Source organism: Kosakonia sp. Marseille-Q7440 (assembly GCF_965119485.1).
Window position 1 is genome coordinate 325,733 of sequence record NZ_CBCPLT010000002.1, and the last position, 24,304, is coordinate 350,036.

At 57.5% G+C, this 24,304-nt stretch carries 22 protein-coding genes, 1 tRNA gene and 1 other RNA gene; 16 read left to right on the forward strand and 8 right to left on the reverse strand.

From position 1 onward, the window contains the following. Positions 1-20: 20 nt before the first annotated feature. The 5 genes from ghrB to ACWPW2_RS15445 form a co-directional block, all read right to left on the reverse strand. A complete protein-coding gene (gene ghrB / locus ACWPW2_RS15425; RefSeq protein ID WP_054802695.1) occupies positions 21-995 on the reverse strand; it encodes a glyoxylate/hydroxypyruvate reductase GhrB in 975 nt (324 codons plus the stop codon). After that, on the reverse strand, positions 992-2,284 hold the full coding sequence (locus ACWPW2_RS15430; protein ID WP_054802694.1) for an MFS transporter: 1,293 nt from the start codon (positions 2,282-2,284) through the stop codon (positions 992-994). The genes ghrB and ACWPW2_RS15430 overlap by 4 nt, the downstream gene beginning before the upstream one ends. Positions 2,285-2,363: 79 nt before the next feature. Beyond that, positions 2,364-3,305 (reverse strand): sugar kinase, encoded by a 942-nt coding sequence (locus ACWPW2_RS15435; protein WP_454123991.1) that lies wholly within the window; start codon positions 3,303-3,305, stop codon positions 2,364-2,366. Beyond that, positions 3,298-4,059, reverse strand: coding sequence for a sugar phosphate isomerase/epimerase family protein (locus ACWPW2_RS15440; protein WP_454123993.1), 762 nt, complete (start codon positions 4,057-4,059; stop codon positions 3,298-3,300). The genes ACWPW2_RS15435 and ACWPW2_RS15440 overlap by 8 nt, the downstream gene beginning before the upstream one ends. Positions 4,060-4,173: 114 nt before the next feature. Next, entirely contained in the window at positions 4,174-5,190 is a 1,017-nt protein-coding gene (locus tag ACWPW2_RS15445; RefSeq protein WP_076769342.1) for a LacI family DNA-binding transcriptional regulator, read from the reverse strand. A gap of 192 nt (positions 5,191-5,382) precedes the next feature. On the opposite strand from ACWPW2_RS15445, the gene ACWPW2_RS15450 reads away from it, so the two are divergent. Continuing rightward, a complete protein-coding gene (locus ACWPW2_RS15450; protein WP_454123996.1) occupies positions 5,383-7,713 on the forward strand; it encodes a molybdopterin guanine dinucleotide-containing S/N-oxide reductase in 2,331 nt (776 codons plus the stop codon). Here the strand turns inward: ACWPW2_RS15450 and ACWPW2_RS15455 are convergent. Next, on the reverse strand, positions 7,676-8,122 hold the full coding sequence (locus ACWPW2_RS15455) for an N-acetyltransferase (protein WP_454123998.1): 447 nt from the start codon (positions 8,120-8,122) through the stop codon (positions 7,676-7,678). The genes ACWPW2_RS15450 and ACWPW2_RS15455 overlap by 38 nt on opposite strands. Next, a complete protein-coding gene (tag, locus tag ACWPW2_RS15460) occupies positions 8,100-8,681 on the reverse strand; it encodes a DNA-3-methyladenine glycosylase I (RefSeq protein ID WP_454124000.1) in 582 nt (193 codons plus the stop codon). Before tag ends, ACWPW2_RS15455 begins: the two co-directional genes overlap by 23 nt. A gap of 147 nt (positions 8,682-8,828) precedes the next feature. On the opposite strand from tag, the gene ACWPW2_RS15465 reads away from it, so the two are divergent. From ACWPW2_RS15465 to dppF, 13 genes are all read left to right on the forward strand, one after another. Further along, complete coding sequence (locus tag ACWPW2_RS15465) at positions 8,829-9,509, forward strand: autotransporter domain-containing protein (protein WP_128481915.1); 681 nt, start codon at positions 8,829-8,831, stop codon at positions 9,507-9,509. A 241-nt stretch (positions 9,510-9,750) separates the two neighbouring features. Next, positions 9,751-10,953 (forward strand): L-lactate MFS transporter, encoded by a 1,203-nt coding sequence (locus tag ACWPW2_RS15470; protein WP_454124002.1) that lies wholly within the window; start codon positions 9,751-9,753, stop codon positions 10,951-10,953. A 182-nt stretch (positions 10,954-11,135) separates the two neighbouring features. Beyond that, positions 11,136-11,426 carry a type II toxin-antitoxin system Phd/YefM family antitoxin gene (locus tag ACWPW2_RS15475; RefSeq protein ID WP_288874886.1) on the forward strand — a complete coding sequence of 97 codons (291 nt, stop codon included), beginning with the start codon at positions 11,136-11,138 and terminating at the stop codon, positions 11,424-11,426. After that, positions 11,423-11,683, forward strand: a complete 261-nt coding sequence (locus tag ACWPW2_RS15480; RefSeq protein WP_054802690.1) for a Txe/YoeB family addiction module toxin — start codon at positions 11,423-11,425, stop codon at positions 11,681-11,683. Before ACWPW2_RS15475 ends, ACWPW2_RS15480 begins: the two co-directional genes overlap by 4 nt. Positions 11,684-11,786: 103 nt before the next feature. Further along, a complete protein-coding gene (locus tag ACWPW2_RS15485; RefSeq protein WP_042718589.1) occupies positions 11,787-12,218 on the forward strand; it encodes an organic hydroperoxide resistance protein in 432 nt (143 codons plus the stop codon). Between the two features lie 214 nt (positions 12,219-12,432). Beyond that, positions 12,433-14,115 (forward strand): kdo(2)-lipid A phosphoethanolamine 7''-transferase, encoded by a 1,683-nt coding sequence (gene eptB / locus ACWPW2_RS15490; RefSeq protein ID WP_312605497.1) that lies wholly within the window; start codon positions 12,433-12,435, stop codon positions 14,113-14,115. A gap of 90 nt (positions 14,116-14,205) precedes the next feature. After that, positions 14,206-14,282 (forward strand) — tRNA-Pro (locus ACWPW2_RS15495). Between the two features lie 29 nt (positions 14,283-14,311). Beyond that, positions 14,312-14,443: non-coding RNA, RtT sRNA (locus ACWPW2_RS15500), on the forward strand. An 821-nt stretch (positions 14,444-15,264) separates the two neighbouring features. Next, a complete protein-coding gene (gene dppA / locus ACWPW2_RS15505; RefSeq protein ID WP_042713259.1) occupies positions 15,265-16,872 on the forward strand; it encodes a dipeptide ABC transporter periplasmic-binding protein DppA in 1,608 nt (535 codons plus the stop codon). Between the two features lie 141 nt (positions 16,873-17,013). Continuing rightward, positions 17,014-18,033: a dipeptide ABC transporter permease DppB gene (dppB, locus tag ACWPW2_RS15510; protein WP_042713258.1), complete on the forward strand. Its 1,020-nt coding sequence runs from the start codon at positions 17,014-17,016 to the stop codon at positions 18,031-18,033. 9 nt (positions 18,034-18,042) lie between these two features. Next, complete coding sequence (gene dppC / locus ACWPW2_RS15515) at positions 18,043-18,945, forward strand: dipeptide ABC transporter permease DppC (RefSeq protein WP_054802687.1); 903 nt, start codon at positions 18,043-18,045, stop codon at positions 18,943-18,945. 10 nt (positions 18,946-18,955) lie between these two features. Then, the gene (dppD, locus tag ACWPW2_RS15520) at positions 18,956-19,948 is read left to right on the forward strand and encodes a dipeptide ABC transporter ATP-binding protein (protein WP_042713256.1); all 993 of its coding nucleotides are present in this window, start codon (positions 18,956-18,958) and stop codon (positions 19,946-19,948) included. Next, complete coding sequence (gene dppF, locus ACWPW2_RS15525) at positions 19,935-20,948, forward strand: dipeptide ABC transporter ATP-binding subunit DppF (protein WP_042713255.1); 1,014 nt, start codon at positions 19,935-19,937, stop codon at positions 20,946-20,948. Before dppD ends, dppF begins: the two co-directional genes overlap by 14 nt. A 205-nt stretch (positions 20,949-21,153) precedes the next feature. Here the strand turns inward: dppF and ACWPW2_RS15530 are convergent, their stop codons facing one another. Then, the gene (locus ACWPW2_RS15530; RefSeq protein WP_454121351.1) at positions 21,154-22,302 is read right to left on the reverse strand and encodes an integrase core domain-containing protein; all 1,149 of its coding nucleotides are present in this window, start codon (positions 22,300-22,302) and stop codon (positions 21,154-21,156) included. 785 nt (positions 22,303-23,087) lie between these two features. Here ACWPW2_RS15530 and bcsO point away from each other — a divergent pair. Both bcsO and bcsQ read left to right on the forward strand, forming a co-directional pair. After that, complete coding sequence (gene bcsO, locus ACWPW2_RS15535) at positions 23,088-23,507, forward strand: cellulose biosynthesis protein BcsO (protein ID WP_454124007.1); 420 nt, start codon at positions 23,088-23,090, stop codon at positions 23,505-23,507. Continuing rightward, positions 23,498-24,301 (forward strand): cellulose biosynthesis protein BcsQ, encoded by an 804-nt coding sequence (bcsQ, locus tag ACWPW2_RS15540; RefSeq protein WP_454124009.1) that lies wholly within the window; start codon positions 23,498-23,500, stop codon positions 24,299-24,301. The genes bcsO and bcsQ overlap by 10 nt, the downstream gene beginning before the upstream one ends. The last annotated feature ends 3 nt before the right edge of the window (positions 24,302-24,304 follow it).

Below are 24,304 nucleotides of genomic sequence, written 5' to 3' on the forward strand. Positions count from 1 at the left end.
TTTTTATTGCTCAATTGATCTTAGCGAACGACCTGCGGGTTAACGCAGTTCTGCTCCACCTTGCCATTGAGCGCATCAATCAGGTTATCGACCGCGCAGGCCGCCATGTTGTAGCGCGTCTCATGGGTTGCAGAACCGATATGCGGCAGTGCCACAACGTTGGGCAGCGACAGCAGCGGTGAGTCCGCTGGCAGCGGCTCCTGCTCAAACACATCCAGCCCGGCGGCGTGGATTTCGCCGTTTTGCAGCGCCTCAATCAGCGCCGCTTCATCCACTACCGGACCGCGCCCGGCATTAATAAAGATGGCGGATTTTTTCATCATCGCGAACTGCGCTTTGCCGATCAGATGCTGCGTCTCTTCAGTGAGCGGCAGTACGACACAGACAAAATCGGACTCCTGCAATACCGTTTCCAGATCGCAATGGCGCGCCTGAAAGCGCTCTTCCGCTTCGGCGTGCTGGCGGCGGGCGTGGTAAAGGATCGGCATCCCGAAGCCACAGTGCGCGCGCTGCGCCAGCGCCAGGCCAATGCGCCCCATACCGACAATGCCCATCGTTTTATGGTGTACATCAATGCCGAACCAGTCCGGCCCGATGCTCTTTGTCCATTCGCCCGCTTTAACGCGCTCAGCCACATCCACCACCCGGCGGGCGCTGCTCAGCACCAGCGCCATAATGGTGTCAGCCACGGTTTCGGTCAGCACGGTTGGGGTGTGCATCAGGGCAATCTTGCGCGCGTTCAGCGCATCCACATCAAAGTTGTCATAGCCTACCGAGATGGTCGAGGTAGCACGCAGTTGCGGCATCTTCTCCAGCAGCGCGCTGTCCACCGTCTGGCTGGAGCCTAACAGCCCCTGCGCGTTGGCAAACGCTTCGGCGTGTTGCTGCACCGTTTCTGGTTTCAGGTTAGCAACCTGGGTCACGGTAAAGTGCGTCTCCAGTCGTGCGAGCAGATCATCGGGCAAGGCTTTGTACAGGATGATAGATGGCTTCATGCGGTTCTCCCTTGTGACGGTGCGCCTGCCGGAATCTGCTTATTGTTAGCAGGCTTAACAATTAAAGTAAGCCATACAGAGGCGAAAAGCGCCACCCCCATAAATATGTACGAAGCGGACGGGCTGCCGGTCGCGCCGTTGAGGTAGCCGACAAACCACGAGCCGCAGAACGAGCCGAGCGCGCCCATGCTGTTGATTAGCGCCATTGCGCCGCCCGCCACATTACGCGGCAGCATCTCCGGGATAATCGCGAAGAAGGGGCCATAAGGCGCGTACATCGCCGCCCCGGCAATCACCAGCAGGGTGTAGGAGATCCAGAAGTGGTTCGCGCCCACTGCCCACGAGCCGATAAAGGCGAACGCGCCAATCAGCAGCAGCGGCCAGACAAAGAGTTTGCGGTTTTGCAGCTTATCGGAGGCCCAGGAAGCGAGGATCATCGCAATGGTTGCTGCCAGGTAAGGTACGGAAGAGAGCCAGCCCACTTCCACCATGCCAAGGTTGTCGCCACCGCTGCGAATAATTGACGGTAGCCACAGCACAAAGCCATACACGCCGATGCTCCAGGCGAAATATTGCAGGCAGAGCAGCACCACATTGCGCGAGCGGAAGGCTTCGCTGTAGTTACGAACCGCTTTAATGCCCTGCTGCTCTTTATCAAGCTGCGTTTGCAGCGCGCGCTTCTCATCTTCGCTCAGCCACTTCGCTTCGGTCGGTTTATCTTTTACCAGCACCCACCAGCAGAAGGCCCAGATCACCGCCGGTACGCCTTCAATGATAAACATCTCGCGCCAGCCGAAAGACTGGATCAGATAGCCGGAGACCACCGACATCCACAGCACCGTGACCGGGTTACCGAGGATTAAAAAGGTGTTCGCCCGCGAGCGTTCCGATTTGGTAAACCAGTTACTGATGTAAATCAGCATCGCTGGCATCACCGCCGCTTCCACCACGCCGAGGATAAAGCGGATGGCGGCCAGCATTGGGATATTGCTCACCACGCCGGTCAGCGATGCGCAGGCACCCCACAAAATCAGGCAGATAAAGATCAGCTTGCGCACGCTGCGCCGTTCGGCGTAGACCGCGCCGGGGATCTGGAAGAAGAAGTAGCCGAGGAAGAAGAGCGCGCCCAGCAGCGAAGAGACGCCTTTGGTGATGCCGAGATCTTCGTTAATCCCGGCCGCAGAGGCGAAGCTGAAGTTCGCGCGATCGAGGTAGGCCAGACTGTAGGTGATAAACACAATCGGCATGATATAGAGCCAGCGTTTGGCTGAGTTGGTGGCGTTGCTCATAAGGTTGCCTCTATGGTTGAGGTTATTTTCCACCTGTCATGTAGGGTACAGGCGGTTTGAGTATCGGCGAAACGGGCGCTTACAGCGCGCCCAGCTCCGCGCGGGTTGGCAATCCTTCGCTGTCGCCGGGCACCTGAATCGCCCGCGCGCCGATGGCATTGCCCCGGCGCACCGCATCGTGCAGCGTTTTTCCTTCCAGCAGGGCGCTGATCACCCCGACGGCAAAACCATCGCCCGCACCAACGGTATCGACAACGTTCTCGACAATAACCGGCGCAACCGCACCCTGTTCGCCGTCGGCGGTTTTAAACCACGCGCCGTCAGGGCCGGTTTTGATAATTACCGCCTTCACGCCGCGTTGCAGATAGAAATCAGCAATCCCTTCCGGCGTCTGCTGACCGGTGAGAATGATGCCCTCTTTCAGCCCCGGCAGCACCCAGTCCGCCTGGAAGGCGAGCGCGTTGAGCTTCTCGACCATCTCCGCTTCACTTTTCCACAGCACCGGGCGCAGGTTGGGATCAAACGACAGGGTTTTGCCCTGCGATTTCATCGCCTTCGCCGCGTGCTCCAGCAGGGCGTAAGAGGTGGGGGAGATCGCCGCCGCCACGCCGCTCATGTGCAGATGGCGCGCATCGCTGAACAGCGCGGCATTAAAATCCTCCGGCGAAAGGTGGCTGGCAGCGGAACCTTTACGGAAATACTCCACAATGGGATCGGTTCCATCGTCGCATTTCGATTTCAGCTGAAAGCCGGTCGGGTAGCGGGTATCCAGCGTCACGCCGGAGGTATCAATCCCCTCTTTGCGCAGCGTGTTGAGGATAAAGCGGCCAAAGCTGTCATCGCCGACGCGGCTGACCCAGCTCACTTTCAACCCCAGCCGCGCAAGGCCGGTAGCGACATTTAACTCGGCACCGGCCGCACGTTTGATAAAGTGTCCGGCCTCGGCGAGATCGCCGGTTTCGGTGGCGACAAACATCGCCATCGCTTCGCCAAGGGTGATGACATCCAGCGCGTTATGCATGGCTGAACTCCTTACGCAGCAGAGAGACATAGTGGCGGGTGACGGAGGTCAAATCGTCGCCTTCAAGCGGAAACTCGATGCCGCGCGGTACATCGCCAGGCAGTGCGTCGAGCAGCGCCAGCCAGCGCGGGTTTTCGCCATTGGGAGGTATTGCGCGGTGTTTATCGCCTGCGCGCTCAACGGCTTTAACGTGCACATAACTGACGGCGGGCGCGAGCTGGCGCGCGGCCTCTTCCGGCTCATCGCCGACCCACAGCCAGTTGCCGGTATCAAAAGTGAGCGTGACAGGGAGTTGCGCGGTGTGGCAGGCGGCTTTAAAGCGCAGCATCGGTGCGAGCTTGCCGCACTCGGTTTGATCATTTTCCACCACCAGCGGCACATCGCTTGCCGCCAGCCAGCCGCGCAGGGTCTCCAGCACGGCGTTATCTTTGAAATGACCCAGCGAGACTTTCAGCCACAGCGCTTTTAGCGTGCGGGCCTCTTCCAGCAGGGCGGGCAGGCGCGGGTTTAATGTGCCATCGGCCAGGCAGAGCGGCTCCGGCGCAGAGTAACAGACCAGCAGGTTGTGCATATCAATCGCGAAGGCCAGCGACGGCAGATGCGATAACTCCTCGTCGTTCAGCAGTTCGCGGCGGATCTCCACGCCGTCGGCACCCGCATTGGCGATGATCGGCAGTGTGCCGACCTGGCCCCCCAGCGCCGCCACCTGGTCATGACCATAGGCGGCGGTAACAACAATAATTTTTCTTTCCATCTTCCGGTTCCCCGATAACGGCAGGGTGATTAGCTTCCATTAACGCTAGATGGAACCGGTTCCAAAGAAAAGTTCACTGTGTCGAATTTATGATCGGCATCACGAAGGGGAAAATTAACGCGACGTGGAGCCGCGCACGATCAGTTCGCCGGAGAAAACCCGCTCGTGAACCGTATCGCTGTGGCCCTCAATGCGTCGCACCACCTGCTCGACGGCGGCAAAACCGATCTGCCAGGTGGGCTGTTTGAGGGTGGTAATGCCCACGCCCGCCAGCTCTGCCCACTCCAGTTCATCAAAGCCGAGCAGGCCGATATCGCTGCCCCAGTTCAGGCCAATACGCTTTAGCGAGCGCGCCACTTGCAGGGTCAACGCGCCGTTGGCGGAGATCACCGCTTTGCGCATGCCGCGATGGCGGGCGTGGAACTGGCGCAGCGTGTTATCCAGCTGCGCCGCTTCGTGCAGCACCACTTCCGCATCTTCCGCCACCACGCCGGGGTAGCGGGCAAGGGTGGAGTGAAAGGCGTGCAGGCGTTCGCGGCGGGTGTTGACGGTGCCGAGCGGCTCGCTGAGAAAGAGCAGGGCTTCAAAACCCTGTTCGATCAAGTGCTCGGTGGCGGTGGTGGCGGCCTGGGTGTTATCCAGCCCGACCACATCGCAGGCGAAATCAGGAATTTTGCGGTCAATCAGCACCATCGGCAGGGAGGATTGTTGCAGGCGGTTCAGCCCCTCTTCGCGCATGCCAACGGCGTTCACCACGATCCCCTCCACCTGGTAGCTGCGCAGCAGGTCAAGGTAGTGCAGCTCCTGATCGACTTCGTTATTAGTGTTACACACCAGCGGCGTAAACCCCTTTTCGCGGCAGGCGGCTTCGATGCCGCTCAGCACATGCACGGAGTAGGGATTGGTGATATCGGCGATAATCAGCCCGATAAGCCGGGTGCGCCCGCGCTTAAGACCGCGTGCCATCAGGCTTGGGCGGTAATCGAGTGTGGCGATGGCCTGCTCAATGCGCGCCAGCAGGGCATCGGAAAGCAGATGTTTTTCACCGTTGAGATAGCGTGAAATACTGGTTTTGCCGGTGTTGGCCGCTTTCGCCACATCGCTGATGGTTGGGCGCGTCGTTTTCGCCATTGTTGCTTCCCTCGCCGTAACTGGTTGCCCACACCTTAGCGCGAAATCGCGGGCAATCAAGCACTAACCTGCGCTTATCACCCGCCGCGCGGCGGTAATGACGTTTAATTCTTTGCCAAACGCGCTTCGCCGTGGATGATAGAGCGCAAACAACACATCCGACACCACCTGCAAGCTATTCAGGAGCGCGCTTTGGCAAACTCTGCTATCAAAACAGTTCTTACGGCGGCCCACTGGGGCCCGATGCTGGTCGACACCGACGGTGAAAGGGTGCTCGCCTCGCGCGGCGCGCTGCCGACGCCTTTCCCCAACTCGCTGCAAAGCGTGGTGCAGGAGCAGGTGCACAGCGAAACGCGCGTGCGCTACCCGATGGTGCGCAAAGGCTTTCTTGCCTCGCCCGACAGCCCGCAGGGCGTGCGCGGGCAGGATGAGTTTGTGCGCGTCAGCTGGGATCAGGCGCTGGATCTGATCCATCAGCAGCACAAACGTATTCGTGAAAGCTATGGCCCGTCGTCAATCTTTGCGGGTTCCTACGGCTGGCGCTCCAACGGCGTGCTGCACAAAGCCGCCACGCTGTTACAGCGCTACATGAGCCTCGCGGGCGGCTATACCGGCCATCTCGGGGATTACTCCACCGGCGCTGCGCAGGCGATTATGCCGCACGTGGTTGGCGGCAACGAAGTTTACCAGCAGCAGACCAGCTGGCCGCTGATCCTTGAGCACAGCGACGTAGTGGTGCTGTGGAGCGCCAACCCGCTAAACACCCTGAAGATCGCCTGGAACGCCTCAGATGAGCAGGGCATTCCTTACTTTGACGCGCTGCGCAACAGCGGCAAGCGGGTGATCTGTATCGATCCGATGCGATCGGAGACCGTCGATTTCCTCGGCGACCGCGCTGAGTGGATCGCGCCGCATATGGGCACCGACGTGGCGCTGATGCTCGGCATCGCCCATACGCTGGTGGAGAACGGCTGGCAGGATAATGATTTTCTGTCGCGCTGCACCGTGGGCTACGAGATTTTTGCCGCCTACCTCACCGGCGAAAGCGATGGCGTGGCGAAAACGGCGGAGTGGGCGGCAGGTATCTGCGGCATTGAAGCGGCTAAAATCCGCGAACTGGCGGAAGTTTTCCATAAAAACACCACCATGTTGATGGCAGGCTGGGGGATGCAGCGCCAGCAGTTTGGCGAGCAAAAACACTGGATGCTGGTGACGCTGGCGGCGATGCTTGGGCAGATCGGCACGCCGGGCGGCGGGTTTGGCCTCTCTTATCACTTTGCCAACGGCGGTAACCCGACACGCCGCGCGGCGGTGCTCGCTTCAATGCAGGGGCTGGTCAAAGGCGGTACCGACGCAGTACATAAATTCCCCGTCGCGCGCATCGTTGAAGCGCTGGAAAACCCCGGCGCACCTTACCAGCACAACGGCATCAACGGGCACTTCCCGGATATCCGCTTTGTATGGTGGGCGGGCGGCGCCAACTTTACCCATCATCAGGATACCAACCGCCTGATCCGCGCCTGGCAGAAGCCGGAACTGGTGGTCATCTCCGAGTGTTTCTGGACGGCTGCGGCGAAACACGCCGATATCGTGCTGCCAGCGACTACCTCCTTTGAGCGTAACGACCTGACGATGACCGGCGATTACAGCAACCAGCACCTGGTGCCGATGCAGCGCGTGGTGCCGCCGCAGTTTGAGGCGCGCGATGACTTTGAGGTGTTCGCTGACTTAAGCGAGCGCTGGGAAGCGGGCGGGCGCGAACGCTTTACCGAAGGGAAGAGCGATCTGCAATGGCTGGAGACCTTCTACACCATCGCCGGCGAGCGCGGGGCGAGCCAGCAGGTGACGCTGCCGCCGTTTGCTGAGTTCTGGCAGGCAAACCAGCTGATTGAGATGCCGCAGAGCGAGCATAATGCGCGCTTTGTGCGTTACGCCGATTTTCGTCGCGATCCGCAGGGGCACCCGCTGAAAACGCCGAGCGGTAAAATCGAAATCTACTCTGAGCGCATCAACAGCTTTGGTTACGCTGACTGTCCGCCGCATCCGACATGGCTGGAGCCGGATGAGTGGCACGGCAATGCCGAACCGGAGCAGCTGCAGGTGCTCTCTGCGCATCCGGCGCACCGCCTGCACAGCCAGCTCAACTTTACCCGTCTGCGCGAGGAGTATGCGGTTGCCGGGCGCGAGCCAATTACGCTGCATCCGCTCGATGCGCAGGCGCGCGGGATTGCGCCGGGCGATGTGGTGCGGGTGTGGAACCAGCGCGGGCAGGTGCTGGCGGGCGCGGTGGTGAGCAGCGGCATTAAGCCTGGCGTGATCTGTATTCATGAAGGGGCATGGCCGGATCTTGAACCAACGGCGGACGGGCTGTGTAAAAACGGCGCGGTGAACGTGCTGACCAAAGATCTGCCCAGCTCGCGGCTGGGCAATGGCTGCGCGGGAAATACGGCGCTGGCGTGGGTTGAGAAGTATCGCGGCCCGGCGCTTACGCTGACGGCGTTTGATCCGCCTGCCAGCTCATGATCCACGTCGGATGACCGGTCTCCTCCTGCCATGCGTGCTCGGTAATGGTAAAGCCCTGCGCATGGTAGAAGTTCACCGCCCGCTCATTCTGCTGGTAAACCTCAAGGCTTAAGCGGGGAAAGTGCTGTTTAACATGGTTAATCAGCGCTTTCCCGAACCCCTGGCCAAATGCCTGCGGGCGCACAAACAGCGCACCGATAAACTGCTCATCCATCACGCTGACAAACCCCTGCAATTCGCCCTCCTGCTCAACCACCCAAGTTTTCGCCGACGGAAGATAGGCGTCGCGCACCAGCGCTTCGCTCTCCTGCCAGTAGCTGGCCTGAATAAAGGGGTGGGCGAGGGTGGTGCTCTCCAGCCACAGCGCCAGCAGCGGGGTTAAATCTTCACTGTTCCATGCGCGAATCATGCGTTCCTCCCGGGTAACAGATGCAGCCGACGACGTGGTCATTAACCAGGCCGCAGGCCTGCATAAAGGCATAACAGATAGTTGAACCAACAAATTTGAAGCCGCGTTTTTTTAGCGCTTTCGATAAGGCATCGGAAACGGGCGTTGAGGCGGGGATCTCGGCGAGCAGTGCGGCGTGCGCGACTTGCGGCTGGTTATCGACGAACCCCCAGATAAAATCTGAAAATGACTCGCCGTTTTCTTCCATCGCCAGGTAGGCGCGGGCATTGCCAATAATCGCTTCAATCTTGCCGCGGTGGCGAATAATCCCGGCATTTTGCAGTAGATTATCGACATCCTGCGCCGTCATGGCAGCGACGCGCTGCGGGTCAAAATTGTGGAAGGCGTGACGGTAATTCTCCCGCTTTTTCAACACCGTAATCCACGACAGGCCCGCCTGCTGCCCTTCGAGGCAGATCATCTCGAACAGCTTTTTGCCCTCTATTTGCGGCACGCCCCACTCATTATCGTGATAATCGAGATAGAGCGGGTCCTGCGTAACCCAACCACAACGCTGCATATCCGTACTCCGTTTGTGAAGGAAAAATAAACGTCGTCCTGCCTTGACGTAAACTTCAGAAAGACAATATTTATTACAGGGCTTTTGCCCGTTCTAACAACGATAACAATTACGCCGAGTTCGGCTCTTCTCTGGAGTCGTAAAATAATGAAAACAACCCGCAGTGGCCTGATGATGTCGCTGCTGCCTGCCTGTCTGCTTTTTTCCCAGACGGCGGCGGCGTGGCAGCAAGAGTATGTCGGTGCTGATGACACCGATGGACGCTATCGCTGGGATAGCGAACGGCAACCCCGTTATAACGATATTCTTGAAGAGCGCATTCGTTCGACGCAAAACTCGCCGGGGCTGGCCATTAATCTCCCCGATACGTCGCCGCTCGATACGATTAGCACCATGAGCCTTGGCTGGAATATTCCGCTCTCAAGTCAAGTCACCACCGGCCCGGTGGCGGTGTGGCATTACGATGGCTCAACGACCTCAATGTATAACGAATTCGGCGACAGCGCGACCAACGTGCAGTACAGCGATCCGCTGTGGCACGCCAGCGTCAGTTCGCTGGGCTGGCGCGTTGATAGCCGCTTTGGCGATCTGCGTCCGTGGGCGCAAATCAGCGTTAACCAGCAGTTTGGCGAAAACGTCTGGAAGAGCCAGTCGGGCCTTTATCGCCTTACCGCCGCCAACCAGTATGGTAACTGGATGGATGTGACGCTGGGGGCCGATATGCTGCTCAACCCGCACCTCGCCGCCTACGCATCGATGTCGCAATCGGAAAACGAGACCTGGGGGCAAAACTACCTCTACAGCATGGGGGTTAGCGCCCGTTTTTAGCTCGATTAAAACAATCTTTTTACACTCTGGAAACAATAGCGGCGCGTTTTGTATTGATAGTATGTACTAACTCACACTTAGTATTCGCCGCAGTGATATTTCGCGCGGTCATTCATTCCCGCTCAGCGGCATTTCATTCCTCTCTCGCTGCATTTCATGCCTTTTTTACCCAGGCATGAAATGCGCTTCGTTATGGTTGTCGGCAGTGAATTCCTTTTTATTCTTCTGCGGGACAACTGCCATGAATAGTTCCTTTGCTCAACACACTCGCTGGCTGACGCTGGTCGGTACCATCATCACGCAGTTTGCGTTAGGGTCGGTTTATACCTGGAGTTTGTTCAATAGTTCGCTGGCGGAAAAACTGGGCGAGCCGGTAAGCCAGGTCGCCTTCTCCTTTGGCCTGCTGAGCCTTGGCCTCGCGCTCTCCTCCTCGGTAGCCGGTAAATTGCAGGAGCGTTTTGGCGTGAAGCGCGTCACCATCGCCTCCGGCCTGCTGCTCGGGCTTGGCTTCTTCCTCACCGCGCATGCGACCAATTTGATGATGCTGTGGCTCAGCGCTGGCGTGCTGGTTGGCCTGGCAGATGGCGCGGGCTACCTGTTAACCCTCTCTAACTGCGTGAAGTGGTTCCCGGAGCGCAAAGGGCTGATCTCCGCCTTCTCTATCGGTTCTTACGGCCTTGGCAGCCTCGGTTTTAAATTTATCGACAGCCATCTGCTGGCGACCGTCGGCCTGGAAAGCACCTTTATGATCTGGGGCGCGATTACGCTGCTGATGATTGTCTTTGGCGCAATGCTGATGACCGATGCGCCGCTGCAGAAAGTCTCCACCGTTAACGGCGTGGTGGAAAATGACTTCACTCTCGCAGAGTCGATGCGTAAACCGCAGTACTGGATGCTGGCGGTAATGTTCCTGACTGCCTGCATGAGCGGTCTATATGTGATTGGCGTGGCGAAAGATATCGCGCAGGGGATGGTGCATCTGGATATTGCCACTGCTGCCAATGCGGTAACGGTGATTGCGATTGCCAACCTCAGCGGCCGCCTGGTGCTGGGTATCCTCTCTGACAAGATTGCTCGTATCCGCGTGATTACCATTGGTCAGGTGATTTCATTAGTCGGCATGGCCGCACTGCTCTTCGCACCGCTGAACGCCATGAGCTTCTTTGCCGCCATCGCCTGCGTTGCTTTCAACTTTGGCGGCACCATCACCGTCTTCCCGTCGCTGGTGAGTGAGTTCTTCGGTCTCAACAACCTGGCGAAAAACTACGGCGTGATTTATCTCGGTTTCGGTATCGGCAGCATCTGTGGCTCAATTATCGCCTCACTGTTCGGCGGCTTTTATGTCACCTTTTGTGTCATCTTCGCCCTGCTGATCCTGTCGCTGGCTCTCTCCACCACCATCCGCCAGCCGCAGCGCGAGGTCTACCAGCAAGCGCACGCGTAATAACGAACTGGCTACACCTTTGCAGGCCGCGACAATCGTCGCGGCCTTGTTATTTTCTGAATTTCTCACGCCATCAACGATTGTTGCGGGCGATCGCAATGCTAACTTTCACGGCCCGCTATGATTTCGCCCTGCCATCCGGTGCGTAAAGGGTGGGGTTCTATATGTACAGGTACTTGTACGTGAGCTATAGTGTCTCGCGTAACAGAACCTGGGAGATGAATATGCAACATGTTAACTACACCGACGCCCGCCAGAACCTGGCCTCGCTGATGCAGCAGGCAAATGACGAGCTGGCACCGATCCTTGTCACCCGCAAAGGGGCTAAAAGCGTGGTGGTTATCGATGCCGAGGAGTTTGCCTCTATGCAAGAGACGCTTCATCTGTTCAGTAATCCGGTCAACGCCGCGCATATTGAGCGCAGCATCCAACAGGCGGAAAGCGGCGACCTACAGGAATATAAATTTGAATGACGCCCAGGATAACGCCGGAAGCGCAAGCTGATATAGATTTCTGGAAGCAGAACGACCCTAAGGTAAAGCAGAAGATTGATACCCTCGTCAGGGATGCGCTTGAGCACCCTTTTCAGGGGCTCGGAAAGCCGGAAGCGCTTAAGCACCATAAACCGCTCTGGTCGCGCCGCATCACCAAAGAGCATCGTCTCGTTTACTACATAAAAGATGACTCGCTGATTATCGTTTCTTGCCGCTACCACTACGTAAATCTTTAATGCCTGGCCTCGCTTTCGCGAGGCTTTTCTCTCTCTGCGCCGCACACTTTCCGCAAAGCGACTATCCTTATTAATCAGGTTCATCCAACAGAAGGAGTCACAAATGTCTTTAGAGAAAGTGGTTTACCGTGCTAAAGCGAAAGCAACCGGGGGACGCGATGGTCGTGCAACCTCCTCTGATGGTGTGCTGGATGTCAAGCTGGGCGTACCGAAAGAGATGGGCGGCCCTGGCGGCGAAGTGACCAACCCGGAACAGCTTTTCGCAGCGGGCTACTCGGCCTGTTTCCTTGGTGCGCTAAAACACGTGGCGTCGACCGAGAAGAAGAAAGTGCCGCAGGATGCTTACATTGAAGGTCAGGTAGGCATTGGGCCGTTGCCGACCGGTTTTGGTATCGAAGCGCAGCTGGATATCCACCTGCCGGGCATGGATCACAAAGAAGCGGAAGAGCTGGTGCAAAAGGCGCATATTGTCTGCCCTTACTCCAATGCCACTCGCGGTAACATTGATGTAAAACTCAATGTAATTACCTCCTGATAACCCATCGCGGTTAACATTTTTTGTCATCGGCCATCTATTTTTTGTAAATATATGGCCGAATTTTATCTCTCATTGACACTTTTCTCTGCCGCTATGGTCTACTTAGCGCGCTTCAGAAGTTTCACGTATTAACTTCCTTCGCAATTGTTTAGCCTGACGCGTGAATGACTCTCGCTTTCAGGAGCTTTTTCCTCTTTTTTGAGCTGCTTGCATGAACTATATCAAAACGATAACCCAGCAGAAGTTGAGCTTCCTGCTTGCGTTGTATATCGGCCTGTTTATGAATAGCGCTGTGTTTTACCGTCGGTTCGATGGTTACGCGCACGCATTCACCCCACTGAAAGGGCTCTCCGCTGCCGTGGAGCTGATCGCGACCGTGCTGGTCACCTTCTTCTTGCTGCGCGTCCTGTCGCTGTTCGGCCGACGCGTCTGGCGTATTCTGACTTCGCTGATTGTGGTCTTCTCGGCCGCCGCCAGCTACTACATGACTTTTCTCAACGTGGTGATTGGCTACGGCATTATCGCCTCGGTGATGACCACGGATATTGACCTCTCCAAAGAGGTGGTGGGCTGGCAGCTGTTCGTCTGGATCGTGGCAGTAAGCGCGCTTCCACTGCTCTTTATCTGGCACAACCGCTGCCGCGACACCCTGCTGCGCCAGCTACGTCAGCCTGGCGCGCGCATCCGCAGCGCAGGGCTGGTGGTGTTAGCCGGACTGCTGGTGTGGGGGCCGATTCGCCTGATGGATGTGCAGCAGAAGCAGACCGAACGCGCCTCAGGCGTTGATCTGCCAAGCTACGGCGGCGTGGTTGCTAACTCCTACCTGCCCTCCAACTGGCTCTCTGCGCTGGGGCTCTATGCCTGGGCGCGGGTTGATGAGTCTTCAGACAATAGCTCGTTGATGAACCCGGCGACGAAGTTTACCTACGTCGCGCCGAAGAATATTGATGATACCTGGGTGGTGTTTATCATCGGCGAGACCACGCGCTGGGACCATATGGGCATGCTCGGCTATGAACGCAACACGACGCCGAAGCTGGCGCAGGAGAAGAATCTCGTCGCCTTCCGCGGTTACTCGTGCGATACCGCGACGAAGCTCTCGTTGCGCTGTATGTTTGTGCGCGAAGGCGGTGCGGAGACCAACCCGCAGCGTACCCTGAAAGAGCAGAATATTTTCGCGGTGCTCAAGCAGCTTGGCTTCTCCAGCGATCTCTACGCCATGCAGAGCGAAATGTGGTTCTACAGCAACACCATGGCGGACAATATCGCCTATCGCGAGCAGATTGGCGCCGAGCCGCGCAACCGCGGTAAGCACGTTGATGATATGCTGCTGGTCGATGAGATGGACCGCTCGCTGGCGGATAACGCCAACGGTAAGCATATGATTATTCTTCACACCAAAGGGTCGCACTTTAACTATACCCAGCGTTACCCGCGCAGCTTTGCGCAGTGGAAACCGGAGTGTATGGGGGTCGATCGCAAGTGCAGTAAAGAGGAGATGATTAACTCCTTTGATAACTCGGTGACCTATGTCGATCACTTTATCGACAGCGTGATCGATAAGATGCGCGACCGCAAAGCGATAGTGTTTTACGCAGCGGATCACGGCGAGTCGATTAATGAGCAGGAGCACCTGCACGGCACGCCGCGCCATATGGCACCGCCGGAGCAGTTCCGCGTGCCGATGATGGTGTGGATGTCTGATAAGTACCTTGAAGACCCGCAGAAGGCGCAGATGCTGGCGCAGCTTAAGCAGCAGGCGGCCTATAAAACGCCGCGCCGCCACGTTGAGCTGTACGACACCATTATGGGTTGCCTCGGTTATACCTCGCCGGATGGTGGGATTAACGAGAACAATAACTGGTGCCGTTTGCCGGCGCAGGCCGCGAAGTAACGCGCTGATGGCTTTCTCGCCAGTCAGTTAGCTTTTTTCGATTAAAGGATTGACGGGGCATGTCGGCGGCAGTAAGATGCGCCCCGCATTCGGTGATTGGCGCAGCCTGGTAGCGCACTTCGTTCGGGACGAAGGGGTCGGAGGTTCGAATCCTCTATCACCGACCAAATTTGAAAACCCCGCCTCGGCGGGGTTTTTTGCATCTGAAGTAAAGAGGATGAGAACCTCCGGGGGTGGAGGTTCGACTCGAGCGCAGCGAGAGAACGTTGCGCAGCAACGGCCCGCAGGGCGAGCCACGCAGTGGCGAGTCATCCTCTGGCACCGACCAAATTCAGAAAAACCCAACCTTACGGTTGGGTTTTTTGCTTTCTGCGTCAGCACAATTGCCTGATGGCGGCTTCGCCTTATCAGGCCTACGCGATCCAGCAAAACCCTCAATTCCGTAGGCCGGATAAGCATTTATGCGCCATCCGGCAAAACCCATGATTCCGAATCCAGCGCACCCGTAGGCCGGATAAGCGTTCACGCGCCATCCGGCAAACCGACGATTCCGCAGCCAATGCCTCTGGCAAAAACCAAAACCCGCCGAAACTCTACTTATCCCTGCTTCCCGCTGCCTGACGGCTATTTTTTGCGATATTCCATCGTATTTATTTATATATCTAACGATCTTTTTTCGCGTTGCTTATGGATAAAGTCAGCATTTTGCGCTGTGCGTTTTAACGTTCGCGGGATATACCGCTCAGATAATCATCATTGTGATAGAAATTTTTCATAATCTGCATGAATGTTAATCACTGGGTAAGGGCGCTTTATAAGGGGAATATTCTGCCTCCGCGCCCTTAGCATAAATTTCCCTGCTGAATATGGTGGCTTGAACTTTTTTTTAACTTTGTTTGCCGATTCTCACCGTCGTTGTAAATCCCGGTTACCTGTATTGACGTTTTGACATTCTGTTGACAGATTGTAGGGCATGAGGGGCATTTCATGGAGAATCTGTACTGCAACTCAGTCAACCTTGTGAAAGGAATCCCCATCTCTCATAACGCCTGCGGGCACAACCGACCAGACCGGGTAAAAAACTAAAAAAGGCCTGTCGGACATACCCACTGCATGGGTAACAACACATATCACATTGGAGCAGAATCAATGAGTATTTCCTTGAAGAAGTCAGGGATGCTGAAGCTCGGTCTTAGCCTGGTGGCCATGACCGTCGCGGCAAGCGTGCAGGCTAAAACCCTGGTTTATTGTTCTGAAGGTTCGCCCGAAGGCTTTAACCCACAGCTTTTCACCTCTGGTACCACTTACGATGCCAGCTCTGTGCCAATTTATAACCGTCTGGTTGAGTTCAAAACCGGCACCACGGAAGTGATTCCGGGTCTGGCGGAGAAGTGGGACATCAGCGAAGACGGCAAAACCTACACCTTCCACCTGCGTAAAGGCGTTAAGTGGCAGGACAACAAAGAGTTCAAACCGACGCGTGAATTCAACGCCGATGACGTGGTGTTCTCTTTCGATCGCCAGAAAAACGCCCAGAACCCGTACCATAAAATCTCTGGCGGCAGCTACGAATACTTCGAAGGCATGGGTCTGCCGGATCTGATTAGCGAAGTGAAAAAAGTCGACGACCACACCGTGCAGTTCGTGCTGACGCGCCCGGAATCGCCGTTCCTCGCTGACCTGGCGATGGACTTCGCCTCCATCCTCTCCAAAGAGTATGCGGACAACATGCTGAAAGCCGGCACGCCGGACAAAGTTGACCTCAACCCAATCGGTACCGGTCCGTTCCAGCTGCTGCAATACCAGAAAGACTCGCGCATTCTCTACAAAGCGTTTGAAGGCTTCTGGGGCACCAAGCCGAAGATCGATCGCCTGGTCTTCTCCATCACGCCGGATGCTTCCGTGCGTTATGCCAAATTGCAGAAAAACGAATGTCAGGTGATGCCGTACCCGAACCCGGCTGACATCGCGCGCATGAAGCAGGACAAAAACATTAACCTGATGGAGCAGGCTGGCCTGAACGTCGGTTACATGTCCTTCAACACCGAGAAAAAACCGTTTGATGATGTGAAAGTGCGCCAGGCGCTGACCTACGCGGTAAACAAAGAAGCGATCATCAAAGCGGTCTACCAGGGCGCGGGCGTGGCGGCGAAAAACCTGATTCCGCCGACCATGTGGGGCTATAACGACGACGTTAAAGACTACACCTACGATCCGGAGAAGGCGAAGCAGCTGCTGAAAGAAGCCGGTCATGAGAAGGGCTTCACCGTTGAGCTGTGGGCGATGCCGGTACAGCGTCCGTACAACCCGAACGCGCGCCGTATGGCTGAGATGATTCAGTCTGACTGGGCGAAAGTGGGCGTACAGGCCAAAATCGTCACCTACGAGTGGGGCGAATACCTCAAGCGTGCGAAAGCGGGCGAGCACCAGGCCGTTATGATGGGCTGGACCGGCGACAATGGGGATCCGGATAACTTCTTCGCCACCCTGTTCAGCTGCGCAGCGGCGAAAGATGGCTCCAACTACTCGCGCTGGTGCTACAAGCCGTTTGAAGATCTGATTCAGCCGGCGCGCGCCACTGACGATCACAACAAGCGTATTGAGCTCTACAAACAAGCGCAGGTAGTGATGCATGACCAGGCTCCGGCGCTGATCGTCGCGCACTCCACCGTCTATGAGCCAGTGCGTAAAGAAGTGAAAGGCTATGTGGTTGATCCATTAGGCAAACACCACTTTGAAAACGTCTCTGTCGAATAATAAGTAAAATGCCTGATCTCCCCCTCTTCGCTGGGAGAGGGGGAGAGGTCTGTTCCCTCTTGTGATGAGAGTGGAAATACATTTGTGAGCAATACAGACGTGCCGTCGCCAGGCGTCGCGTCACTACTGAGAATCCGGGTTATGTTGCAGTTCATCCTCCGACGTCTGGGGTTAGTTATCCCGACGTTTATCGGTATCACCCTTCTCACCTTTGCCTTTGTTCATATGATCCCCGGCGATCCGGTGATGATCATGGCGGGTGAGCGTGGTATCTCCCCTGAGCGTCACGCTCAGTTGCTGGCCGAGCTCGGTCTCGACAAGCCGCTGTGGGAACAGTATGTCCACTATGTGTGGGGCGTATTGCATGGCGATTTAGGTCTCTCATTGAAGAGCCGTCTTCCGGTGTGGGACGAATTCGTGCCGCGCTTTAAAGCCACGCTGGAGCTGGGCGTCTGCGCGATGATCTTCGCCGTTGCCGTCGGCATTCCGGTGGGCGTACTCGCTGCGGTCAAACGCGGCTCCATCTTCGATCACACTGCCGTGAGCATCGCGCTGACCGGCTACTCCATGCCGATCTTCTGGTGGGGCATGATGCTGATTATGCTGGTCTCGGTGCAGCTAAACCTGACGCCGGTCTCCGGGCGCGTCAGCGATATGGTGTTCCTTGATGACACCAATCCGCTAACCGGCTTTATGCTGATCGACACCGCCATCTGGGGCGAAGAGGGCAACTTTATTGATGCCGTCGCGCACATGATCCTGCCGGCCGTGGTGCTCGGCACTATTCCGCTGGCGGTGATCGTGCGTATGACGCGCTCCTCGATGCTGGAAGTGCTGGGCGAAGACTATATCCGCACCGCGCGCGCCAAAGGGCTGACCCGCATGCGGGTGATTATCGTCCACGCGCTGCGCAACGCGATGCTGCCGGTGGTAACGGTTATCGGTCTGCAGGTCGGCACCATGCTGGCGGGCGCGATCCTGACCGAAACCATCTTCTCCTGGCCGGGGCTTGGCCGCTGGCTGATTGATGCACTGCAGCGCCGCGATTATCCGGTGGTGCAGGGCGGGGTACTGCTGGTCGCGACGATGATTATCCTCGTCAACCTGCTGGTCGACCTGCTGTACGGCGTGGTGAACCCGCGTATTCGGCATAAGAAGTAAGGGGCCATCATGTCACAAGTTACTGAAAATAAAGTTGTCTCTGCGCCGGTGCCCATGACGCCGTTGCAGGAGTTCTGGCACTACTTCAAACGCAATAAAGGCGCGGTTGTCGGCCTGGCCTATGTGGTGGTGATGTTGATTATCGCCATCTTCGCCAACTTCATCGCGCCGCATAACCCGGCGGATCAGTTCCGCGATGCGCTGCTGGCACCGCCGGTCTGGCAGGATGGCGGCACCTGGACGCATATCCTCGGCACCGATGATGTGGGCCGCGATACGCTGTCGCGCCTGATGTTTGGCGCGCGCCTCTCGCTGCTGGTTGGCTGCCTGGTGGTGGCGCTGTCGCTGGTCGCCGGGATTATCCTCGGCCTGGTGGCGGGCTACTTTGGCGGGCTTATCGACAATATCATCATGCGCGTCGTCGATATCATGCTGGCACTGCCGAGCCTGCTGCTGGCGCTGGTGCTGGTGGCGATCTTCGGCCCGTCGATTGTCAACGCCTCGCTGGCATTAACCTTTGTCGCCCTGCCGCACTATGTGCGTCTGACGCGCGCCGCCGTGCTGGTGGAGGTGAACCGCGACTATGTGACCGCTTCCCGCGTGGCGGGTGCAGGCGCGATGCGTCAAATGTTCGTCAATATCTTCCCGAACTGCCTTGCGCCGCTGATCGTTCAGGCATCGCTCGGCTTCTCTAACGCCATTCTCGATATGGCCGCCCTTGGCTTCCTCGGCATGGGTGCGCAGCCGCCAACACCGGAATGGGGCACCATGCTCTCCGACGTGTTGCAGTTCGCACAGAGTGCCTGGTGGGTCGTGACCTTCCCGGGTCTGGCGATCCTGCTGACGGTGCTGGCATTTAACCTGATGGGTGACGGACTGCGTGATGCGCTCGACCCCAAACTGAAGCAGTAAGAGGTTCGAGATGGCGTTATTAAATGTAGATAAATTATCGGTGCACTTCGGCGACGTTGGTGCCGAGTTCCGCGCCGTAGACCGCATTAGCTACAGCGTAAACCAGGGCGAAGTGATCGGCATCGTTGGCGAGTCCGGCTCCGGTAAATCGGTCAGCTCGCTGGCGATCATGGGGCTGATTGATTTCCCCGGCCGCGTAATGGCAGAGAAGCTGGAGTTTAACGGTCAGGATTTAAAACGGATTTCCGAAAAAGAGCGCCGCAGCCTGGTCGGCTCGGAAGTGGCGATGATTTTCCAGGATCCGATGACCAGCCTCAACCCCTGCTACACCGTCGGTTTCCAGATTATGGAAGCGATCAAAGTGCATCAGGGCGGCAATAAGAAAACCCGCCGCCAGCGGGCGATCGACCTGCTGAACCAGGTCGGCATTCCCGACCCGGCTTCGCGGCTGGATGTTTACCCGCACCAGCTTTCGGGCGGTATGAGCCAGCGCGTGATGATCGCAATGGCGATTGCCTGCCAGCCGAAGTTGCTGATTGCCGATGAACCGACCACTGCGTTGGACGTTACCATTCAGGCGCAGATCATCGAACTGCTGCTGGAGTTGCAGCAGCAAAAGAACATGGCGCTGATCCTGATTACGCACGATCTGGCGCTGGTGGCGGAAGCGGCGCACAAAATCATCGTCATGTATGCAGGCCAGGTGGTGGAAGCGGGCGAATCGCGGGATATCTTCCGCGCGCCGCGTCACCCGTACACCCAGGCGCTGCTGCGCGCGCTGCCGGAGTTTGCCCAGGACAAAGCGCGTCTGGCGTCGCTGCCGGGCGTGGTGCCGGGGAAATATGACCGCCCGAGCGGCTGTCTGCTTAACCCGCGCTGCCCCTATGCGACGGACAAATGCCGCGTCGATGAGCCGGATCTGAACACCGTCGACGGCGGCCGCCAGTCCAAATGTCACTACCCACTCGATGATGCCGGGAGGCCGAATTATGAGTACGCATGAGGCCACTTCGCAGCAGCCGCTGTTGCAGGCGATCGACCTGAAAAAACACTACCCGGTGAAGAAGGGCTTTTTTGCCCCGGAGCGCCTGGTCAAAGCGCTGGACGGCGTCTCGTTTTCGCTGGAGCGCGGCAAAACCCTGGCGGTGGTCGGCGAGTCCGGCTGCGGCAAATCAACGCTTGGCCGCCTGCTGACGATGATTGAAACGCCGACCGGCGGCGAGCTCTACTACCAGGGCCAGGATCTGCTCAAGCACGATCCGCAGGCGCAGAAGCTGCGTCGGCAGAAAATCCAGATCGTCTTTCAGAACCCCTATGGCTCGCTGAACCCGCGTAAAAAAGTGGGGCAGATCCTCGAAGAGCCGCTGTTGATTAACAGCTCCCTCAGCAGAGAGGCGCGCCGCGAGAAAGCGCTGGCGATGATGGCGAAAGTGGGGCTGAAAACCGAGCACTACGATCGCTACCCGCATATGTTCTCCGGCGGTCAGCGTCAGCGTATTGCTATCGCCCGTGGCCTGATGCTCGACCCGGACGTGGTGATTGCCGATGAACCGGTTTCGGCGCTCGACGTCTCCGTGCGTGCGCAGGTGCTGAACCTGATGATGGATCTGCAGCAGGATTTAGGGCTCTCCTACGTCTTTATCTCGCACGATCTGTCGGTGGTGGAGCACATTGCCGATGAGGTGATGGTGATGTATCTCGGCCGCTGCGTGGAGAAGGGCAGCAAAGAGCAGATCTTTGCCAACCCGCGCCATCCTTACACCCAGGCGCTGCTCTCCGCGACGCCGCGGCTTAACCCGGACGATCGCCGCGAGCGCATTAAGCTTACCGGCGAGCTGCCGAGCCCGCTCAACCCGCCGCCGGGCTGTGCCTTTAATGCCCGTTGTAGCCGTCGCTTCGGCCCCTGCACGCAATTACAGCCGCAGTTGAAGGATTACAACGGTCAGCTGGTGGCCTGTTTTGCGGTGGATAAGGATGAGAATCGCGAGATTCCGCAGGTGTAGGTTGATTCGTAGGCCGGATAAGCGTTTTACGCGCCATCCGGCATGTTTCGCGGCGCTAATGCCGGATGGGTGGAATGGTTCCGTTCACCACGGGACGGGATCCTCATAAATCATCTGTGCGGTGAACGGGACAAGGGGAGCGCCGTGTATGAACCGGTCACATGGGTTACAGATCTGACCGGTCACATGGGTGACACTTTTTGCTTCAGTCGGCCCGGATTATACGATGATTCCGTCTGTCGTACCGGGCCAGTATCAGTTCACCAAAACCTATTTCGTCCAGCTCTTCCCCGACCTGCTTCATCCATACCCATTCTCCTCTCAGCGCTTCTGATAAAAATATCCGTGTGCTGTTAAAGCATAAATCGCCTTTTAATGAGACACGCAGTGTCCGGGCATCATCCGGTACGGGCATTGCCTTCAGCGGGCCGGTAAAGATGCGCTCTGACGGATACCAGACCGAACGGGGTGTTTTTCCGCCCAGCGCCCTGTGGGGGCGTATCTCATTAAATTCATGACGCCATGCATCCATCCAGATCTGCTGCTCCTCAAGAGAAGTGAACTTCGCATGTCGCTTCAGCGCATCCTTCAGGGTGCGGTGCATCCGCTCATGTCTTCCGTTTTCGGTGGGTTTACCCGGCCGGATACGTTCCGGCAGGACACCACATTTAATCAGCCATACGGACATCTGGCTCAGCCCCCACAGACCGGCCCCGGCAAAGGGAGGACCGTTGTCCGTACGCAGCACCTGCGGCATCCCGCATTCCCGGAACACCCGCTCAAGGCAGGGGATAACAAACCGGCCATCAGGCGTATAGGTGGCATCGCAGGCCAGCACAATCCTGCTGCAGTTATCGGTCAGCGTGAAGGGATGGCACCAGCGGCCGCCGGCATGGGTGAACTGCCCCTTGAAATCGGCACTCCAGACATCGTTTGGCCGCACGGCAGCGTGCAGCTCATGCCGCTTCGTGGGCTTAAAGGTGAGGGGCTTACGTTTTTTAACCAGACCATGACTGCGGAACAGCTCACCAATGGTACTGGCGGCAGGAACGCCGGTGATGTTCAGGTTAAGAAGGCGCTGCCTTATCTTCTCAGGCCCCCAGAGGGGATGCTGTTGCTTCGTATCCAGCAGCAGCTTCACCATGGGTTCAGACGTTGCGTTCTGGTGATGGCGGGCCCGGGAACGGTCACTGAGGGAGGTGGCATCATCGGGTGAAAAACGGGCCAGCCACTTGTAGCCGGTCTTACGGCTGATATTAAAGCGGCGGCACACTTCGGCAACCGTGAGGTTGCCTTCAAGGCAGGCCGCAACAAACTGCAAACGTTGCATGGTAACAGTCTCAGTCCAGGGCACGGTAAACCTCCGTCAGCTGTTTACCGTACCGTTATAACCTGTTACCCATGTGCCCGGTTTAAAGTGTTACCTATGTGCCCGGTTCATACAGCCGCGCTCCCCTTGTCAATCCCGCTTCGGTTCGCCGATTTCAGCGGGGACACAACCCCCTCGCTGTCATATCGCAGATATAAAGCCGCACCAGTGTCGCTGAAAGCGCGTTTTTGTAGGCCGGATAAGGCGCAGCCGCCATCCGGCAATCGATGCCGCGGAAATAATGCCGGATGGCGCTAACGCTTATCCGGCCTACACGGTTTCAGTAGCTCGGATTGCGTAGGCCGGATAAGGCGCAGCCGCCATCCGGCAATTGGTGCCGCGGAGAAAATGCCTGATGGCGCTTCGCTTATCAGGCCTACGCGGTTTCAGAGGCTCTTCGTGCTGCATTATTCTGTTTATGCTCTTTTCTCGCCCCGGTTCGCTGTTTAAATAATCTGATTTAACTTTGGTATTAGTATAAATATCGCCCGTCTGTTTATTGGCAGCGATTAACGCTGTCACCTCTCTTCGTACCTAAAAAAAAAGATGCAAACAGCAGCATTGTTTATATATTTAGTGCCAGTTAAAGCGCGAATTAGTGCCACTAAAATTACTAGCGCAACCGCAGGCCGCAGGTCATCGCCGTTTCATTCACCTGTACCCTCATAAAAAGCACCGCCAATAAAAACATTCATCACCCTACGCGTGGCAGAAGAGCCTCTCCTGCTGGTGGGGAGTACTCGTTTATTGCGTAAATCACGGATTCAACCATGAAGCATTATGATGATTTGCAGAGATTCAGGGAGAAGAGCGGCAAACAGCATCACGCCTTCAAAGATCTCTCTACCCAATCCCTCGCCGCCGAGCAGGGTAGCTGGGCGATCCTCAACCAGCTCGCGCCCGCCGATGAAAATGCCGGGCTGGCGCTGGGCGGGCATGTCGCCTCTTCTGTTCCACAACCTGTTGATAGCGAACTCTTCGTCTCTGAGGCGCAAATAAGCGCCCCGCCAGTCCCGAATGCCAGCCAACCCGAGCGCCCTCCCGCGCAGCGTTCAGCCACGCCGTCGCCGCGTGACGCCAGCATTCAATACGACCAACTGTTTGCCGCGAAGCCCGCGCAGACTAAACCGCGCAGCCAGAAAAACCAGCCTCTACAACCGTTGTTAGAAAGGATTGCCGCATGCCGCTGATTTGTATCTGCTCGCCGAAAGGCGGGACAGGGAAAACGACCCTCGCGGCGAACCTTGCCTATGCGCTGGCCCGCAACGGCAGCAAAGTGCTGGCGCTCGATTTCGACGTACAAAACAGCCTGCGCCTGCACTTCGGCGTGCCGCTCTCCGACACACGCGGCTATGTCGCCCGCGCTGCGGATGCCTCCGACTGGAGCCAGTTTGTCCTCACCGCCGGCGGCAATATTTTTGTCCTGCCCTATGGCGATGCCACCGACGCACAGCGCCGCGACTTTGAGGAGCGCCTCACCCATGATGAGCACTTCCTCACCCGTGGGCTGAACACGCTGCTTAACTACCCGGGGCTGATTATTGTCGCCGACTTCCCGACAGGCCCCTCGGCGGCGTTAACCGCCCTGTCGCGGCAGGCCGATTTACATCTTATTCCGTTGCTGGCAGATAGCGCCTCGCTCTCACTGCTGCCGCAGATTGAAAACCACCGCCTCACCGGAGACGTGCTGAACCAGAGAGCGGGCCACTTTGTGGTGCTCAACCAGAGCGATAATCGCCGCCAGATCAGCCGTGATGTCACCGCATTTATGGAGCAGCGCCTCGGCAACCAGTTGCTCGGCGTGCTGCACCGCGACGAAAGCGTGGTGGAAGCCAACGCCTCACAGCAGTCGGTGTTCGACTTCAGCCCGGCTTCGGCTGCGGCATTTGATATTGAGCTTATCGCCAAACGCGCCGCTGGCATGCTGGGCGTTAACATCGGCGACGGCACGCTGCACAGCTCGCCGCGCATGTCGGGGCTTTAAGCG

What these genes read in the sequence shown, in the direction of transcription:
- ghrB (WP_054802695.1), bottom strand. Translation starts at nt 995, where the DNA reads ATGAAGCCATCTATCATCCTGTACAAAGCCTTGCCCGATGATCTGCTC.
- ACWPW2_RS15430 (WP_054802694.1), bottom strand. Translation starts at nt 2,284, where the DNA reads ATGAGCAACGCCACCAACTCAGCCAAACGCTGGCTCTATATCATGCCG.
- ACWPW2_RS15435 (WP_454123991.1), bottom strand. Translation starts at nt 3,305, where the DNA reads ATGCATAACGCGCTGGATGTCATCACCCTTGGCGAAGCGATGGCGATG.
- ACWPW2_RS15440 (WP_454123993.1), bottom strand. Translation starts at nt 4,059, where the DNA reads ATGGAAAGAAAAATTATTGTTGTTACCGCCGCCTATGGTCATGACCAG.
- ACWPW2_RS15445 (WP_076769342.1), bottom strand. Translation starts at nt 5,190, where the DNA reads ATGGCGAAAACGACGCGCCCAACCATCAGCGATGTGGCGAAAGCGGCC.
- ACWPW2_RS15455 (WP_454123998.1), bottom strand. Translation starts at nt 8,122, where the DNA reads ATGATTCGCGCATGGAACAGTGAAGATTTAACCCCGCTGCTGGCGCTG.
- tag (WP_454124000.1), bottom strand. Translation starts at nt 8,681, where the DNA reads ATGCAGCGTTGTGGTTGGGTTACGCAGGACCCGCTCTATCTCGATTAT.
- ACWPW2_RS15465 (WP_128481915.1), top strand. Translation starts at nt 8,829, where the DNA reads ATGAAAACAACCCGCAGTGGCCTGATGATGTCGCTGCTGCCTGCCTGT.
- ACWPW2_RS15470 (WP_454124002.1), top strand. Translation starts at nt 9,751, where the DNA reads ATGAATAGTTCCTTTGCTCAACACACTCGCTGGCTGACGCTGGTCGGT.
- ACWPW2_RS15480 (WP_054802690.1), top strand. Translation starts at nt 11,423, where the DNA reads ATGACGCCCAGGATAACGCCGGAAGCGCAAGCTGATATAGATTTCTGG.
- ACWPW2_RS15485 (WP_042718589.1), top strand. Translation starts at nt 11,787, where the DNA reads ATGTCTTTAGAGAAAGTGGTTTACCGTGCTAAAGCGAAAGCAACCGGG.
- eptB (WP_312605497.1), top strand. Translation starts at nt 12,433, where the DNA reads ATGAACTATATCAAAACGATAACCCAGCAGAAGTTGAGCTTCCTGCTT.
- dppA (WP_042713259.1), top strand. Translation starts at nt 15,265, where the DNA reads ATGAGTATTTCCTTGAAGAAGTCAGGGATGCTGAAGCTCGGTCTTAGC.
- dppB (WP_042713258.1), top strand. Translation starts at nt 17,014, where the DNA reads ATGTTGCAGTTCATCCTCCGACGTCTGGGGTTAGTTATCCCGACGTTT.
- dppC (WP_054802687.1), top strand. Translation starts at nt 18,043, where the DNA reads ATGTCACAAGTTACTGAAAATAAAGTTGTCTCTGCGCCGGTGCCCATG.
- dppD (WP_042713256.1), top strand. Translation starts at nt 18,956, where the DNA reads ATGGCGTTATTAAATGTAGATAAATTATCGGTGCACTTCGGCGACGTT.
- dppF (WP_042713255.1), top strand. Translation starts at nt 19,935, where the DNA reads ATGAGTACGCATGAGGCCACTTCGCAGCAGCCGCTGTTGCAGGCGATC.
- bcsO (WP_454124007.1), top strand. Translation starts at nt 23,088, where the DNA reads ATGAAGCATTATGATGATTTGCAGAGATTCAGGGAGAAGAGCGGCAAA.
- bcsQ (WP_454124009.1), top strand. Translation starts at nt 23,498, where the DNA reads ATGCCGCTGATTTGTATCTGCTCGCCGAAAGGCGGGACAGGGAAAACG.